This window comes from Streptomyces sp. NBC_01013 (assembly GCF_045162765.1).
Taxonomy (GTDB): Bacteria; Actinomycetota; Actinomycetes; order Streptomycetales; family Streptomycetaceae; genus Streptomyces.
In genome coordinates this window covers 4,188,052-4,204,337 of sequence record NZ_CP108687.1, presented here as the reverse complement: position 1 = coordinate 4,204,337, position 16,286 = coordinate 4,188,052, and the positions used below count along the sequence as shown (strand labels likewise).

General features: G+C 68.9%; 15 protein-coding genes and 1 tRNA gene. 7 read left to right on the top strand and 9 right to left on the bottom strand.

The features are described from left to right. Position 1 precedes the first annotated feature (1 nt). From OG538_RS18220 to OG538_RS18205, 4 genes are all read right to left on the bottom strand, one after another. Entirely contained in the window at positions 2 to 346 is a 345-nt protein-coding gene (locus OG538_RS18220) for a rhodanese-like domain-containing protein (RefSeq protein WP_406094845.1), read from the bottom strand. A 78-nt stretch (positions 347 to 424) separates the two neighbouring features. Then, positions 425 to 1,240, bottom strand: coding sequence for a J domain-containing protein (locus tag OG538_RS18215; protein WP_406100196.1), 816 nt, complete (start codon positions 1,238 to 1,240; stop codon positions 425 to 427). 438 nt (positions 1,241 to 1,678) lie between these two features. After that, positions 1,679 to 3,130 (bottom strand): DUF2252 domain-containing protein, encoded by a 1,452-nt coding sequence (locus OG538_RS18210; protein WP_406094843.1) that lies wholly within the window; start codon positions 3,128 to 3,130, stop codon positions 1,679 to 1,681. A 176-nt stretch (positions 3,131 to 3,306) separates the two neighbouring features. Beyond that, positions 3,307 to 3,654, bottom strand: coding sequence for a winged helix-turn-helix transcriptional regulator (locus OG538_RS18205; protein ID WP_406094841.1), 348 nt, complete (start codon positions 3,652 to 3,654; stop codon positions 3,307 to 3,309). 123 nt (positions 3,655 to 3,777) lie between these two features. On the opposite strand from OG538_RS18205, the gene OG538_RS18200 reads away from it, so the two are divergent. After that, positions 3,778 to 4,389, top strand: coding sequence for an FMN-dependent NADH-azoreductase (locus tag OG538_RS18200; protein WP_406094839.1), 612 nt, complete (start codon positions 3,778 to 3,780; stop codon positions 4,387 to 4,389). A 264-nt stretch (positions 4,390 to 4,653) separates the two neighbouring features. On the opposite strand, the gene OG538_RS18195 is transcribed toward OG538_RS18200, so the two are convergent. After that, a tRNA-Leu gene (locus tag OG538_RS18195) sits at positions 4,654 to 4,736 on the bottom strand. Between the two features lie 314 nt (positions 4,737 to 5,050). Between OG538_RS18195 and OG538_RS18190 the strand changes: the two genes are divergently transcribed. From OG538_RS18190 to pknB, 6 genes are all read left to right on the top strand, one after another. Beyond that, a complete protein-coding gene (locus OG538_RS18190; RefSeq protein ID WP_406094837.1) occupies positions 5,051 to 5,938 on the top strand; it encodes an FhaA domain-containing protein in 888 nt (295 codons plus the stop codon). Between the two features lie 10 nt (positions 5,939 to 5,948). Continuing rightward, positions 5,949 to 6,464, top strand: a complete 516-nt coding sequence (locus tag OG538_RS18185; RefSeq protein WP_266780367.1) for an FHA domain-containing protein — start codon at positions 5,949 to 5,951, stop codon at positions 6,462 to 6,464. A 129-nt stretch (positions 6,465 to 6,593) separates the two neighbouring features. Beyond that, a complete protein-coding gene (locus tag OG538_RS18180; protein WP_406094835.1) occupies positions 6,594 to 8,087 on the top strand; it encodes a Stp1/IreP family PP2C-type Ser/Thr phosphatase in 1,494 nt (497 codons plus the stop codon). Positions 8,088 to 8,110: 23 nt separating this feature from the next. Beyond that, positions 8,111 to 9,529, top strand: a complete 1,419-nt coding sequence (locus OG538_RS18175) for an FtsW/RodA/SpoVE family cell cycle protein (protein ID WP_406094833.1) — start codon at positions 8,111 to 8,113, stop codon at positions 9,527 to 9,529. After that, positions 9,526 to 10,986, top strand: coding sequence for a peptidoglycan D,D-transpeptidase FtsI family protein (locus tag OG538_RS18170; RefSeq protein WP_406094831.1), 1,461 nt, complete (start codon positions 9,526 to 9,528; stop codon positions 10,984 to 10,986). Before OG538_RS18175 ends, OG538_RS18170 begins: the two co-directional genes overlap by 4 nt. Before the next feature lie 167 nt (positions 10,987 to 11,153). Then, entirely contained in the window at positions 11,154 to 13,142 is a 1,989-nt protein-coding gene (gene pknB, locus OG538_RS18165) for a Stk1 family PASTA domain-containing Ser/Thr kinase (protein WP_406094829.1), read from the top strand. A gap of 137 nt (positions 13,143 to 13,279) precedes the next feature. On the opposite strand, the gene OG538_RS18160 is transcribed toward pknB, so the two are convergent. From OG538_RS18160 to OG538_RS18145, 4 genes are read right to left on the bottom strand one after another with little or no spacing between them, the layout of a single operon-like run. Beyond that, on the bottom strand, positions 13,280 to 14,008 hold the full coding sequence (locus tag OG538_RS18160) for a class E sortase (RefSeq protein WP_406094827.1): 729 nt from the start codon (positions 14,006 to 14,008) through the stop codon (positions 13,280 to 13,282). A 34-nt stretch (positions 14,009 to 14,042) separates the two neighbouring features. After that, positions 14,043 to 15,458, bottom strand: coding sequence for a class E sortase (locus OG538_RS18155; protein WP_406094825.1), 1,416 nt, complete (start codon positions 15,456 to 15,458; stop codon positions 14,043 to 14,045). Next, the gene (locus OG538_RS18150) at positions 15,455 to 16,093 is read right to left on the bottom strand and encodes an aminodeoxychorismate/anthranilate synthase component II (RefSeq protein WP_406094823.1); all 639 of its coding nucleotides are present in this window, start codon (positions 16,091 to 16,093) and stop codon (positions 15,455 to 15,457) included. The genes OG538_RS18155 and OG538_RS18150 overlap by 4 nt, the downstream gene beginning before the upstream one ends. Continuing rightward, positions 16,090 to 16,278, bottom strand: a complete 189-nt coding sequence (locus OG538_RS18145) for a hypothetical protein (RefSeq protein WP_406094821.1) — start codon at positions 16,276 to 16,278, stop codon at positions 16,090 to 16,092. The genes OG538_RS18150 and OG538_RS18145 overlap by 4 nt, the downstream gene beginning before the upstream one ends. Positions 16,279 to 16,286 lie beyond the last annotated feature (8 nt).

Sequence of the window (16,286 nt, the reverse complement as noted above, 5' to 3'; positions counted from 1 at the left end):
GTCAGGCGACGAAGGCGGGGGACCCGCTGTCGGTGACCATCGCGCGTCCCGCGCCGTCCCAGGCGAGCATCCCGCCGTCGATGTTCACGGCATCGATGCCCTGCTGCACCAGGTACTGGGTGACCTGGGCGGACCGGCCGCCGACCCGGCACATCACATGCACGCGCCGTCCGTCCTCGACCGCCTCGGTCAGCTCACCGAACCGGCCCACGAAGTCGCTCATCGGGATGTGCAGGGCGCCGTCGACGTGCCCGGCCGCCCATTCGTCGTCCTCCCGGACGTCCAGCACGAAGCCGTCCGCCGGCACCGCCGCGACATCGACCGCGGGAAGCGGGGCGAAATTCATGGGTCATGCCTTCTCTCGTAAACGCGCACCGGAGTCACCGGAAACAGCGACAGCCCCCGGAAACAGACATCTGAAACGCTACTCCACCAGACCCGCCAGCTCGGTCTCACGCTGCGAGACCTCGCCCAGGAGCTGCTCGGCGATCTCTTCCAGCAGATGATCCGGATCGTCCGGCGCCATCCGCAGCATCGCGCCGATCGCACTCTCCTCCAACTCCTGGGCGAGCACGGTCAGCAGTTCTTTGCGCTGGGTCAGCCAGTTCAGCCGGGCGTAGAGCTCGTCGGCCTCGCTGAGCTCCGCCTCGGGCAGCACCGGGCCGGCCGCCCACTCCTGGGCCAACTCCTTGAGCAGTGCCTCGTCCCCGCGCCCGTATGCGGCGTTGACGCGGGTGATGAACTCGTCCCGGCGGGCCCGCTCGGTCTCGTCCTGAGCGAGATCCGGATGGGCCTTTCGCGCCAGCTCGCGGTACAGCTTCCGCGCTTCGTCGGTCGGCCGGACCCGCTTCGGCGGCCGGACCGGCTGCTCGGTCAGCATGGCCGCCGCCTCGGGGGACAGCCCGTCGGAGTCGATCCAGTCGTGGAACAGCTCGTCGACCCCCGGCATGGGCATCACGATCGACCGGGCATCCTGCGCCTTGCGCAGATCCTCGGGATCACCCGTCCTGGCGGCCCGCGCCTCCGCGATCTGCGCGTCGAGCTCGTCGAGCCGTGCGTACATCGGGCCCAGCCTCTGGTGGTGCAGCCGGGAGAAATTCTCGACCTCGACCCGGAATGTCTCCACCGCGATCTCGAACTCGATCAGTGCCTGCTCGGCCACCCGCACGGCATGCGCCAGCCGCGCTTCGGGACGCGGCTGCTCGGTGGTCTCACCGGCCCCAGCCGCATCGTCTGCCACTCCGCCCCCGGCGGACTGGTCTGCCACTCCGCCCCCGGCGGACTGGTCTGCCACTCCGCCCCCGGCGGACTCGGCGGACTCGGCGGACTCGGTGGACTCGGCGGTCCGAGCGGCCCCGGTAGGGCCTCCCGCAGGCGCCTGGGCAGGGGAGCCGGGCTGCTCGTCCTGCAGAGCGTCGTCCTGCCGGGCATCGTCGTTCCGGGTGGTCGGCACCCCGGCGGCTTCGTGGGTCACTCGTCCAGCGTATGGCCATGACACGCGTGCCGAGGACGCGCGGTCGGCACAGCGGGCATCCCGCTCCCCCGCATCGAGCGCCACACCCCGGCACATTCAGCCTCAGGCCCTTCGCTCACAGGGCGTCACACCCCCGCTCAAGGGTGGACCCCACCCCCCTCGCGCCCCGCCGCGCCGCGCGTCCCACCCTGCCCCGACTCCGCCTCACACCCCCTGCTCAGCCGCTATCCGCCCCGCGCCGATGGCCTGCACCAGCTCCGCATGGTCCGCCTCGGTACGGTCCGCATACGTCACGGCGAACGCCGCCACCGCCTCGTCCAGCTCATCGTTCTTGCCGCAGTACCCCGCGATCAGCCGCGGGTCGGCGCTGTGAGCATGAGCCCGCGCCAGCAGCGCACCGGTCATGCGGCCGTAGTCGTCGACCTCGTCGGCGGCGAGTGCGGCAGGGTCGACGCTGCCCTTCCGGTTCCGGAACTGCCGCACCTGGAAGGGCCTGCCCTCCACGGTCGCCCACCCCAACAGGATGTCGCTGACGACCTGCATCCGCTTCTGCCCGAGCACCACCCGGCGCCCCTCGTGACCCACCTCCGGCACCTCGAAGCCCACGGCCGGCAGATACGGCGCCAGCACCGAGGTCCTGGCCTCCTTCACCTGCAGGACCAGTGGCTCACCCCGGTGATCCAGGAGCAGCACCACGTACGACCGGGTTCCCACGCTCCCCGTGCCGACCACCCGGAACGCCACATCGTGGATCGCGTACCGGGCCAGCAGCGGCACCCGGTCCTCCGAGACAGTGCCCAGATACTCGCCCAGCCCCGCAGCCACGGCCGCGGCCTCCGCGTCCGGCACCCGGCGCAGTACCGGCGGCGCGTCGACGAACCGGCGCCCGCCGTCCTCACAGTCCTCCGTGGACTTCGCGGCGAAGCGGGCACTGGTGTTGTTGCGTGCCTTCTCCGACACCCGCTCCAGGGTGCCCAGCAGATCCCGCGCGTCCGTGTGCGAGACCAGTTCCTCGTCGGCGATGGCATTCCACGCGTCGAGCGCGGGCAGCCGCGCCAGCAGTCGCATCGTCCGCCGGTACGCGCCCACGGTGTCGTACGCCCCCCTGCGGCATGTGTCCTCGTCCGCACCGGCCTCGCGGCCCGCGAGCACCAGCGAGGTGGCGAGACGCTTGAGATCCCACTCCCAGGGACCGGCCACTGTCTCGTCGAAGTCGTTCAGATCGATGACCAGACGGCCCCGCGCGTCGCCGTACAGCCCGAAATTCGCCGCGTGCGCGTCGCCGCAGAGCTGAGCGGCCACCCCGGTGACCGGTGTCCCCACGAGGTCGTGGGCCATCAGGCCCGCGGAACCCCGCAGGAAGGCGAAGGGTGTGGCGGCCATCCGCCCCACCCGTATCGGGGTGAGACCCGGCACTCGGCCCTGGTTCGACTCCTCGACCGCCCGCACCGCGTCGGGCCGTCCCGCAGGCAGAACGAGAGAGGAGTGCGAGGAACGGGGCACACTCCGGCGCAGCGCCTTGCCGGACTCTTTCGGCGATGACGGCTCACGCCGGTCCTCCGCGTTCGTGCGGCGCGCGAACCCGGGCACGACGGGAATCCGCCGGCCGTCCCTGACGGCCCGCTGTACCGGCACGGTCGCTTCGATGTCACCCATGGCGCGCAGCCTCCCCCGACCGCACCCGGCGCCGCGTTCGGCGTCCGGCGTCCCGGTCCCGCATCAACTGCCGCAGACGGTACCGCTGCCCACCGATCTCGCACCCTGATCCGCCAGGAACCGACCGGGCCCACGGGCGGTCGCCCGGACCCATCCGGCCGGACACACGAGGAGGTCTAACAGCCGCCGAGGTCGTCCCTCAGATGGGCTTCCGCCCAGTTCCCCAGTTCCTTGAGCGCGGGTTCCATGGCGGCCCCGGCCTGCGTCAGGCGGTACGACACCCGCAAGGGCGGCCCCTCGTCGACCTCGCGGACCACCAACCCCGCCGCCCCCAGTTCGGTCAGCCGGTCCGAGAGCATGCGCTCGCTGATGCCCGGGATAGCCCGCCTCAGGTCGGCGAAGTGCACCGGCTGCTGCATCAGTACGGAGACGATCGGCCCGGTCCAGCGCTTACCGAACAGCTCGAAGACGCGGCTGATGCCGACGTCCACCCGCCTGCACGTTTGCTCGCTGTGATCCGCCATCCGTCCAGAGTACTGCGTGGACGTGAGCGGCTTACTTTTTGTAAGTCCCTATGTTATTACTAGGTACGTACGAAAGTTTGGGTCGCGCACCGGCCCACTTCTCACCGAACCGTGGAGACCGTCATGGCCACCCTCCTGCACCTCGATTCCGCCGTCTTCCCCCAGGGCTCCGCGTCACGCGAGGTCACGGCAGCCTTCGTGGAGACCTGGCGCGAGCAGCACCCCGACGGGAAGGTCATCTACCGTGATCTCGCCGCCGAGCCCCTGCCGCACCTGAATGCCGAGGCCGCCGCAGCCGGCGTCGCACACCCGCTGCGCGGCGAGCTCGCAGCGGAACTCGCCGCCGCGGACGCGGTCCTGATCGGCGCCCCGATGTACAACTTCACGATTCCGTCGACCCTCAAGGCCTGGCTCGACCACGTGATCGTCGTCGGCCACAACGTCGGCCCCGACAGCCCGGTGGCCGGCACCCCCATCACCGTCGTCGCCAGTCGCGGGGGCTCGTATGCCGCGGGCACGCCGCGCGAGGACGCCGAGTTCGTGCAGAACTATCTGGAGAAGCTGCTGACGTCCATGTTCGCCGCCGAGGTCGACTTCATCGTTCCGGAGCTCACCCTGGCCCACAGCAACCCGCAGATGGCCGAACTCATCCCCCTCGCCGACTCCTCCCGCGCCAAGGCGCTCAGCGACGCCTCGGAGAAGGCCAAGGCCCTCGCTTCCCGGCTCGCCGCCTGAGACCGTCCGAGACGGCCCAGGGCCGCCTCAAGGCCGAGTTCAGGGCCGGTTCCGGGCCGGCCGGCCGGCCGAGGGGCAGGGCGGGAAGACGGAAGGGCCGGGGTCCATGGACCCCGGCCCTTCCCACGCGTCGGCTCCGGCTTCCCCACTCCCGTCCGAGGACCGGAACCGGACGTTTCACGTGAAACCAAGCCACCCAGGCACCTGCCCGGCCACGAACTGAAGAAGCCCCACAGACCATTGGCCTGTGGGGCTTCCTTCTTGTGCGCGAGGGGGGATTTGAACCCCCACGTCCCTAAGGACACTGGCACCTGAAGCCAGCGCGTCTGCCGTTCCGCCACTCGCGCATGAGTGGTGTTTCCAGACTCTCACTTGTTCGGTGAGCGCCTGGCGACAAACGGAAGATTAGCACGCTGGACAGGGTGGATTCACATCCGTTTGTTTCGCCGAACGTCCGAAGGGAACCGGGAACCCGGAGCCGCCGCCCCCCACTCCTTCTGAGTGCACCCAAGGTGCGGGACACTGTCTGGAGGCCGCCTCTACGATCCGTGTGAGGGGGGACACTCATCCACAGTGCAGACAAGGGGAACCAGCCGATTTCCCGACGCGTGGATACGATCAGTAAGCAGTACAGGGACGACGACACCGGAGGAGGTGCCCCATGGGAGTCATGAAGCGTTTCGAGCAGCGTCTCGAAGGTCTGGTGAACGGCACCTTCGCCAAGGTCTTCAAGTCCGAGGTCCAGCCGGTCGAGATCGCCGGCGCCCTCCAGCGGGAGTGCGACAACAACGCCACCATCTGGAACCGCGAGCGGACCGTCGTCCCCAACGACTTCATCGTCGAGCTCAGCGCCCCGGACTACGAGCGCCTCAGCCCGTACTCCGGCCAGCTGGGCGACGAGCTCTCCGGGCTGGTCAGGGACTACGCCAAGCAGCAGCGGTACACCTTCATGGGACCGATCAAGGTCCATCTGGAGAAGGCGGACGACCTCGACACCGGCCTCTACCGGGTGCGGAGCCGCACCCTGGCGTCGAGTTCGTCACAGCCCGACCAGCCCGGCCAGCAGGGCTTCCAGAGCCACCCGGGACAGCAGGCCGCACCGCCTGCCCGCCCCGGACACGGGCGCCCCCAGGCCCCCGGCGGTTACGGTTACCCGCCGAGCTCCGCCCCGCCCATGCCCGCGGCCCCGCCGCCGGGCGCCAGGCACGGTGGAGCTCAGGGATCCGACCGGCGTCCCCCGGCTACCCCCACACCCCTGCCGAACGCGCAGGTGCGACGCTGGATCGAGATCAACGGCACCCGCCACCAGATCTCCCGGCCGACGCTCGTGATGGGACGCAGCACCGACGCCGACGTGCGGATCGACGACCCCGGCGTCTCCCGCCGGCACTGTGAGATCAGGACCGGGACGCCCTCGACGATCCAGGATCTCGGGTCTACCAACGGCATCGTGGTAGACGGGCAGCACACAACCCGCGCTACGCTCCGCGACGGCTCGCGGATCGTCGTGGGCAGCACCACCATCGTTTACCGGCAAGCCGAAGGGTGAAGCGGGGGCAATGTCAGAGCTGACCCTTACGGTCATGCGGCTAGGATTCCTGGCTGTTCTGTGGCTGTTCGTGATCGTGGCCGTCCAGGTCATTCGAAGTGACCTGTTCGGAACGCGCGTCACGCAGCGCGGCTCACGCCGCACTGCTGCTGACGCGCGGCCTCCACAGGCACGCCAGACTGCTGCGGCACCGCCGCAGCAGCGCCAGCAGCCCGGCCGCCAGCGCCGGGGGGCACCGACAAAGCTGGTCGTGTCCGAGGGCACGCTCACCGGAACCACGGTGGCGCTCCAGGGCCAGACCATCACGCTGGGCCGGGCCCATGATTCAACGATCGTGCTGGACGACGACTACGCGTCCAGCAGGCATGCCAGGATCTACCCCGACCGTGACGGTCAGTGGATCGTCGAGGATCTCGGGTCCACCAACGGCACGTATCTGGACCGGACCCGTCTCACCACGCCGACGCCTGTTCCGCTGGGCGCGCCGATCCGGATCGGCAAGACCGTCATCGAGCTGCGGAAGTAGTACGACAATGAGCGAGCGGAGCGAGCGAGCCGCAGCGGCCCGGGCATCGGACCCGGCCAGGCTCCCGACCGGAGGGTGGGCAGTGTGGCTCGAGACCGGTTGTACCCCGAACCGACGGGCGAGGTGCGCATGAGTCTTTCCCTGCGCTTCGCCGCCGGATCGCACAAGGGCATGATCCGCGAAGGCAACGAGGACTCCGGCTATGCCGGCCCGCGTCTTCTCGCCATCGCTGACGGCATGGGTGGCCAGGCAGCCGGTGAGGTCGCCAGCTCCGAGGTGATCTCCACGCTCGTCCAGCTGGATGACGACGTGCCCGGTTCCGACATCCTCACCTCGCTCGGTACGGCGGTCCAACGGGCCAACGACCAGCTGCGCATGATGGTCGAGGAGGACCCCCAGCTGGAGGGCATGGGCACCACGCTCACCGCACTCCTGTGGACGGGTCAGCGCCTCGGCCTCGTACACGTCGGCGACTCGCGCGCCTACCTGCTGCGGGACGGCGTCCTGACGCAGATCACGCAGGACCACACCTGGGTCCAGCGACTGGTCGACGAGGGCCGGATCACGGAGGAGGAGGCCACCACCCACCCGCAGCGCTCCCTGCTGATGCGCGCGCTGGGCAGTGGCGACCACGTCGAACCCGATCTCTCCATCCGTGAGGTCCGGGCGGGCGACCGATACCTGATCTGCTCCGACGGGCTTTCCGGCGTCGTCTCCCACCAGACGATGGAGGAGACGCTCGCCAGTTACCAGGGCCCCCAGGAGACCATCCAGGACCTGATCCAGCTCGCCCTGCGCGGTGGCGGTCCGGACAACATCACCTGCATCGTCGCCGATGTCCTCGACGTCGACAGCAACGACAGCCTGGCCGGTCAGCTCAACGACACCCCGGTCATCGTCGGAGCCGTCGCGGAGAACCAGGCCGCCCAGCTGAACGACGGCGGCGCCATGCAGACCCCCGCCGGACGCGCGGCCGGTCTCGGCCGTCCCGTCCCGCCGCCCGCGGGTGGCTTCGGCCCTCCCGGCAGCGGTGACGACGTCGGCTACGACGGAATGCCGGACGGGGCCTTCGGGTCCTACTCGGACGACGACTTCGTGAAGCCCGGCGGCCGCAAGTGGCTCAAGCGGTCCCTGTACATCGTGCTCGCCCTGGCCGTCATCGGCGGCGGTGTGTACGGGGGCTACCGCTGGACCCAGACCCAGTACTTCGTCGGCGCGAACAACGACAACGTCGCGCTGTACCGGGGCATCAGCCAGGACCTCGCATGGGTCTCACTCTCGAAGGTCGAGAAGGACCACCCCGAGATCGAACTCAAGTACCTCCCGCCGTACCAGCGCAAGCGGGTCGAGGCGACGATCGCCGAGGGCAACCTGACCGACGCCCGCAAGAAGATCGTCGAGCTCGCCACCCAGGCCACCGCCTGCAAGAAGGACGCTCAGCGCCGCGCGGCCGAGAAGAACGCCCCCAGCGACGAGGGCCAGGCCAGTGGTACGGACACGGACGCCACCAAGACGTCCACCACGTCCGGCACCAAGACCAAGCAGACTTCAGCGACTCCCACTCCCGGTCCCAGCCTCTCGGAGGAAGAGAAGAAGCTGGTCCCGCAGTGCGGTAAGCAGTAAAGCCGTAGGGGGCCTTCAGCACCATGAGCGTTGTCACCAACACGACCACCATCGGCGCGATCGACGCACCGAGCCGACGCAACACCGAACTGATGATGATGGTCTTCGCCATCGCCATCTCGGTGTTCGCCTACGCCAACGTGGGCCTCGCCATCGACGGCTCGCTGCCTTCCGGCATGTTCGGATACAGCCTCGGCCTCATCCTGCTCGGCGGTGTGGCCCACCTCGTGGTGCGCAAGTTCGCCCCGTACGCGGATCCGCTGCTGCTGCCCCTGGCCACGCTGCTCAACGGGCTGGGCCTGGTGCTGATCTGGCGGCTGGACCAGTCGCAACGACTGATCGACCGGGCTGAGTCCCGTTGGGGCAAGTTCACACCCGACGCCCCCAAGCAGCTGATGTACTCGGCGATCGGCGTAGCGCTGCTGGTCGCGGTGCTGATGATCCTCAAGGACCACCGCATCCTGCAGCGGTACACCTACATCTCCATGGTGGCGGCGCTGGTCCTGCTGATCATGCCGATGTTCTTCCCCGCGGTGAACGGCGCGAAGATCTGGGTCAGCCTGGGCCCCTTCTCCATCCAGCCGGGCGAGTTCGCGAAGATCATCATCGCGATCTTCTTCTCCGGCTACCTGATGGTGAAACGTGATGCCCTGGCGTTGGCCAGCCGTCGTTTCATGGGCCTGTACCTGCCGCGTGGACGAGACCTCGGCCCGATCCTCGTCATCTGGGCACTGTCGATCCTGATCCTGGTCTTCGAGACCGACCTCGGTACGTCCCTGCTGTTCTTCGGCCTCTTCGTGATCATGCTGTACGTCGCCACGGAGCGAACCAGCTGGATCGTCTTCGGTCTCCTGATGTCGGCAGCCGGCGCCGTGGGTGTGGCCACCTTCGAGCCCCACGTGCAGTCACGTGTGAACGCCTGGCAGGACCCCTTCGCCTGCTACTCCACCGACGTGAGCGGCGCCTGCGAGCAGATCTCCAACGCCATCATGTCGTTCGGGTCCGGCGGGACCCTGGGTACCGGCTGGGGTCAGGGCCACTCCGACCTGATCGGCTTCGCCGCCAACGCCGACTTCATCCTCTCCACCGTCGGTGAGGAGCTCGGGCTGGCGGGAATGATGGCCGTCCTGCTGATCTACGGCCTCATCGTCGAGCGCGGTGTCCGCACGGCCCTCGCCGCGCGCGACCCCTTCGGCAAGCTCCTCGCGATCGGGCTCTCCGGCGCCTTCGCCATCCAGGTCTTCGTCGTCGCCGGCGGTGTCATGGGCCTCATCCCGTTGACCGGTATGACGATGCCGTTCCTCGCGGCCGGCGGGTCGTCCGTGATCGCCAACTGGGCGCTGATCGGGGTCCTGATCCGGATCAGCGACACCGCCCGCCGCCCCGCACCGGCCCCCGCCCCGTCCTCCGACGCCGAGATGACCCAGGTGGTCCGACCGTGAACAAGCCCCTGCGCCGGATCGCGATCTTCTGCGGCGTCCTCATCTTCGCCCTGCTCGCACGGACCAACTACCTCCAGTACGTGAAGGCCGACGAACTCAACACCCGCGACGAGAACCGCCGCGTCCGCATCGAGCGGTACGCGCACGAGCGCGGCAACATCATCGTGGATGGCGGCAAGTCCGTCACCGGGTCCGTCGAGACCAAGAGCGGCGACTTCAAGTACAAGCGGATCTGGGAGAACGGCCCCATGTGGGCCCCCGTCACCGGCTACTCCTCGCAGGCCTTCGACGCCTCGCAGCTCGAGAAGCTCGAGGACGGCATCCTCACCGGCAACGACGACCAGCTCTTCTTCAACCGCACCATGTCGATGTTCACGGGTGACAAGAAGCAGGGCGGCAACGTCGTCACCACCCTGAACAGCGCCGCCCAGAAGGCGGCCTTCGAGGGACTCGGCAACAAGAAGGGCGCCGTCGCCGCCCTCGACCCTCAGACCGGCGCCATCCTGGCCCTGGCCAGCACGCCGTCGTACGACCCCTCCACCTTCGCGGGCAACTCCGACAAGGACTCCGAGGCCTGGCAGAAGCTCCAGAAGGACAAGGACAAGCCGATGCTCAACCGGGCATTGCGCGAGACCTACCCGCCCGGCTCGACCTTCAAGGTCGTCACCGCGGCCGCCGCCCTGGAGAACGGGCTCTACACCGACATCGACGCGGCCACGAAGTCGCCGCTGCCCTACCGCCTTCCGCTGACCACCGGAAACCTGGAGAACGAAGGCAGCATCCCCTGCGAGAACGCCTCGCTCCGGGAAGCCCTGCGGTGGTCCTGCAACACCGTCTTCGGCAAGATCAGCGATGACCTAGGCAACCAGAAGATGATCGACGAAGCCGACAAGTTCGGCTTCAACAAGGACGTCTTCACCCCGGTCCGCGCCACCGCGAGCATCTACCCCAAGGACAACCGTCCCCAGAACGCCATGGCGGGCATCGGCCAGGCGTCCAACCGCGCCACCCCGCTCCAGATGGCCATGGTGGCCGCCGCGGTCGCCAACGACGGCAAGCTGATGCAGCCGTACATGGTCGCCAAGCGGCAGGCGCCCAGCCTGGACGACATCTACACCCACGAGCCGGAGCAGCTCAGCCAGCCCCTCTCGGGGGAGAACGCCCAGAAGCTCCAGCAGATGATGGAGACCGTCGTCCAGAACGGCACGGGGCAGAACGCCAAGATCCAGGGCGTCACCGTCGGCGGCAAGACGGGCACCGCACAGCACGGCCTCAACAACAGCGAGAAGCCGTACGCCTGGTTCATCTCGTACGCCAAGACCGACAGCGGCTCCCCCGTCGCCGTCGCCGTGGTCGTCGAGGACGGCAAGGCCAGCCGTGACGACATCTCCGGTGGTGGCCTGGCCGCCCCCGTCGCGAGGGCGGTCATGAAGGCAGTCATCGACAGCGAGAAGTGACACCACTCACACCTGGCCGCAAATCCGCCCCGGCGGATACCGGTCGGATATCAGGTATCGCCTGCGGGCTGATCAGGTAGTGCGCGGCCGGTAGCGTATGCGCGAACAGCACACCGCCGGACCGCACACCGGTGCGGTCAGGACTGACGGAGAGGGCTGGAACAGTTATGGAAGAGCCGCGTCGCCTCGGCGGCCGGTACGAGCTGGGCTCGGTGCTCGGCCGTGGTGGCATGGCCGAGGTCTACCTCGCTCACGACACCCGGCTCGGCCGCACCGTAGCTGTGAAGACGCTCCGGGCGGACCTCGCCCGCGACCCGTCCTTCCAGGCCCGGTTCCGCCGTGAGGCCCAGTCCGCCGCCTCGCTCAACCATCCGGCGATCGTCGCGGTCTACGACACCGGTGAGGACTACGTGGACGGGGTCTCGATCCCGTACATCGTCATGGAGTACGTCGACGGGTCCACGCTCAGGGAGCTTCTGCACTCCGGTCGCAGACTTCTGCCCGAGCGCACCCTCGAGATGACTGTCGGGATCCTCCAGGCGCTGGAGTACTCGCACCGCGCCCAGATCGTCCACCGCGACATCAAGCCGGCGAACGTCATGCTGACGCGCACCGGCCAGGTCAAGGTCATGGACTTCGGTATCGCCCGCGCCATGGGTGACTCCGGCATGACGATGACCCAGACCGCGGCCGTCATCGGCACCGCCCAGTACCTCTCCCCGGAGCAGGCCAAGGGCGAACAGGTGGACGCGCGCTCCGACCTGTACTCCACCGGCTGTCTGCTCTACGAGCTGCTGGCCGTCAGGCCGCCGTTCGTCGGTGACTCACCCGTCGCGGTGGCCTACCAGCACGTACGGGAAGAGCCTCAGCCGCCCAGCAACTTCGACCCCGAGATCACGCCCGAGATGGACGCGATCGTGTTGAAGGCCCTCACCAAGGACCCCGACTACCGCTACCAGTCGGCCGACGAGATGCGCGCCGACATCGAGGCCTGCCTCGACGGTCAGCCGGTCGCGGCGACGGCGGCGATGGGCGCGGCGGGTTACGGCGGCTACGGCGGTTACGACAACGACCAGCCGACCACCGCCCTGCGGGCCACGGACCAGAACGGCGCCCCGACGTCGATGCTGCCGCCGGTCAACCCGGACGACGGTGGCTACGGCTACGACGACCGCCCCGACCGCCGCCGCCAGAAGAAGAGCAACACCTCGACGATCCTGCTCGTGATCGCGGGCATCCTGGTGCTGATCGGCGCGGTCCTCATCGGCAAGGCCGTCTTCGGCGGCGACGGCGACAGCGGCGACGGCACGTTCAAGGCGCCGAACATGGTCGGCTCGACCGTCAAGGAAGCGCGGCTGCTCGCGGAGAACACCAGCACCGTCCTCAAGCAGGGTCCCAAGGAGGAGTGCGAGGAGCAGCCGGCGGGCAAGATCTGCCGGCAGACGCCGACAAAGGACCAGACGGTCTCGGAAGGCGACACCATCACGGTCTTCGTCTCCAGCGGTGCTCCGAAGGTCGAGGTGCCGGACGTCACGGAGAAGTCCGAGGAGAGCGCCCGCAAGCAGCTTGAGGAGAAGGGCTTCACGGTCACGGTCAACTCGGTCGAGACCGCCGACGCGGAACCGGGCACCGTCGTGGAGCAGTCCCCGAAGGGCAACGAGAAGGCCGAGAAGAATTCCGAGGTGAAGCTCTCGGTCGCCACGGAGAAGCTGATCTCGGTCCCGCCGGTGACCGGTCGCACGTACGACGACGCGGTCGCTCAGCTCACCGGAAACGGCTTCACGAACATCGGCAAGTCCGAGGTCGACAACGAGAAGCCCGCGGGCGAGGTCGTCGGCCAGACCCCGGAGGCCAACCAGAAGGTGGGCAAGGACACCGCGATCATCCTCAAGGTGTCCAAGGGCCCGCCGCAGCCTGCGACGGTCCCCGTCCCGGAGGTCAGGACGAAGAAGGTGTCCGAGGCCAAGCAACTCCTGGCCCAGGCCGGCTTCACGCAGATCCAGTTCGCCGAGGGCAGCTCGCCGGACGACAACGCCACCGTCGTCAACATCGACCCGCAGCCGAACACCCAGGCCGATCCGGCCACCACCGTCATCACACTCACCACCATGGGCGGGAACGGGAACGGCCTCCTCGGCGGGAACAACGGCCACTAGGGCCTGTTTCGAAAGTAGCGCCGTCCGCCCGGAGGGCAGGCGGGACTTTCGAAACACGCCCTCGCAGTCCCGGCACAAGCACAGGGCCCCGGTCACCTCAACGGTGACCGGGGCCCTGTTGTCCGTCGGTGCGCCGCTCAGCGCAGCTCCGCCGGCTTCGTACGGTCGCGGTCGACCTTCTCCGTCCGCACCAGTTCGCCCCACACGATGTAGCGGTACTTCGACGTGAAGACGGGCGTGCACGTCGTCAGGGTGATGTAGCGGCCGGCCTTCTTCGCACCCGAGCCCTTCGGGACCGCCTGGAGCACCTCGACGTTGTACTTCGACGTCTCGGGAAGCTCCTTGAAGACCTTGTAGACGTACCAGGTGTCCTTGGTCTCGAAGACGATCGCGTCCCCGGTCCGCACCTTGTCGATGTTGTGGAACTTCGCCCCGTGGCCGTCGCGGTGGGCGGCCAGGGTGAAGTTGCCCTTCTTGTCCGAGGGAAGAGCCGATTTCACCGGATCGGTGTAGTAGCCGGCGATGCCGTCGTTGAGGTTCTCGGTGTCGGTGCCCTTCTTGACGAGCACCTCGCCGTTCTTCATCGAGGGGACGTGCAGGAACCCGATGCCGTCCTTGGTGTCCAGCGCACCCGGGCCGTCGGCCCAGCGGTCGCGGACGGTGTGGCCCTGTTTGGCGGCCTCGCGGTCGGCGAGGACGTTCGTCCACCAGAGGGAGTAGACGACGAAGAGGCCCAGCACCAGGCCTGCGGTGATCAGGAGTTCACCGAAGACACTGACTGCGGACGCGACGGGATGGCGGCCCCTGGGCCGCACCGGGGGCGCGGACTCGCCGGTCTGCTCTTCGTCCTCGGTCCTCGCTGCCACCGCACCGTCCCTGTCGTGATGTCGTTCGGCCCGCTCAGTCCAGGAGCGCGTCGGGCTTTCCCTTGCTGCGCGGCCGTTCGTCGACCATCTTGCCCCAGACGATCAAACGGTACGTACTCGTGAATTCGGGCGTACAGGTCGTCAGGGTGATGTAGCGGCCCGGCTTCTTGAACCCCGACTGCGGGGGCACCGCCCCGATGACCGAGACGTTGGACGGCGAGGTCTGGGGAAGGACACTCGTCATCTCGTACGTGTAGTAGGCGTCCTGCGTCTCCACCACGATCGGGTCGCCGGGGCTCAGCCGGTTGACGTAGCGGAAGGGTTCGCCGTGTGTGTTGCGGTGGCCGGCCAGCGCGAAGTTGCCCTGCTTGTCCGAGGGCATCGCCGTACGCAGCGGTTCCTCGCCGTAGTGCCCGACCATCCCCCGGTCGAGGACCTTCTCCTTGCTGATGCCCTCGGCGATCGGCGTGACCACGTCGAGTTTGGGGATGTGGATGATGGCGAAGCCCTCACCCGGCGCGAAAGCGCCGGGGCTGCGTTTGCCCTTGGCCCAGTCGTCCTGGATCTTGTGCGTCTCCTTGCCGGCGATCTGGTCGGCACGCACGTTCGTCCACCACAGCTGGTAAGTGACGAACAGCAGCATCAGCACGCCCAGCGAGATGAAGAGCTCACCGACCACCCGGCTGACGACGACCGCGGGGCTGTCCTTCGCCGCCTTGGCCGCCCGCCGCGCCTCGACGCGCGACATCGGCTTCGGCGGAGCGCCGTCCGCGCCGCCGGCCCCCGCGGACGCGGACTCCGACTGACCGTCGCCGCGCCTGCGGCCCCGCCCCTTCGCCGCACGGCGCCGCTCGGCCCGCCCGCCGGTGGCCGGGCTGTCGGCGCGCTGCTCGTCGGCGCCCGGTTCGTCGGCGTCCCCCGAGTGCTCCCTTTCGGGGCGGGGGGCCGTCACCGGCAGGGACACCGTCATGGCCTGATCGGCGACGACTATGCGCCGCGTGTCCGCCGTCCGCAGCGCGACGGTCTCGTCCGAGGGGCGGAGCGGTTCCGCGACCGGGGCCATGGGCCCTGCCGCCGTCTGCGGTGCCTGCAACGCCTGCCGGGGCTGCGACGCCTGCGGAGGCTCCTGGCGGCCGTACCAGTCCCGTTCGTAGCCCTCGGGGTCGTACCACTCCCGTGGGGGGTCCTGGGCCGCCTGTGGCCCGTGTGGCGCCTGCGTCGACGCGGTCCCGACGCCGTGGTCTCCCGTCACGCCGCCGTCCGTGACCGCCTGCGCCGCGGGGGCGGATTCCGCCTGGAACCACGGCGATGCGTGACGCCCCGGCAGCGGGTCGTTCAACGGGTCCGCCAGGTCGTCAACCGCCGCCTCGAACGCGCCTGCGGCCTCGTACGCACCAGGTGGGTACGGGCCGTCCTGTCCGGCGTCGGATCCGTGGCGGGGTGGCGTCACGCCGCGGCCTTGCCCACCACCGGCGCGAGTCCCGCCGACCTCTCGACGGCTCCGGTGTCACCGCACCGCGCCAGCCAGTTGGCCAGCATCAGATGGCCGTGCTCGGTGAGCACCGACTCCGGATGGAACTGCACGCCCTCGACCGGAAGTTCCCGGTGGCGCAGCCCCATGATGATGCCGTCGGCCGTCCGTGCGGTGACCTCCAGCTCCTCGGGGACCGTGTCCGGCTCGGCGGCGAGTGAGTGGTAGCGGGTCGCGGTGAAGGGCGAGGGCAGACCGGCGAAGACGCCCCTGCCCTCGTGGAGCACCGGGGACGTCTTGCCGTGCAGCAGCTCGGGGGCACGGTCCACCACACCGCCGTACGCCACCGCCATCGACTGCATCCCCAGGCAGACGCCGAAGACCGGGACGCCGGTCGTCGCGCAGTGCCGCACCATGTCGATGCAGACGCCCGCGTGTTCGGGGGTGCCGGGCCCGGGCGAGAGCAGGACGCCGTCGAACCCGTCCTGGGCGTGGGCCGTGGTCACCTCGTCGTTGCGGAGCACTTCGCACTCGGCGCCCAGCTGGTAGAGGTACTGGACGAGGTTGAAGACGAAGCTGTCGTAGTTGTCGACGACCAGGATGCGGGCGCTCATCGGCCGGCCCCCATCGCGCTCGCGCCGTCGCCGTCCACCGTCACGTCGCCGAACGGGAGCAGTGGCTCCGCCCACGGGAAGACGTACTGGAACAGGACATAGACAACCGCCAGGGCGAGCACGAGCGAAATGACCCCGCGCACCCACGCGTTGCCCGGCAGATGCCGCCAGATCCAGCCGTACATGCTGACCC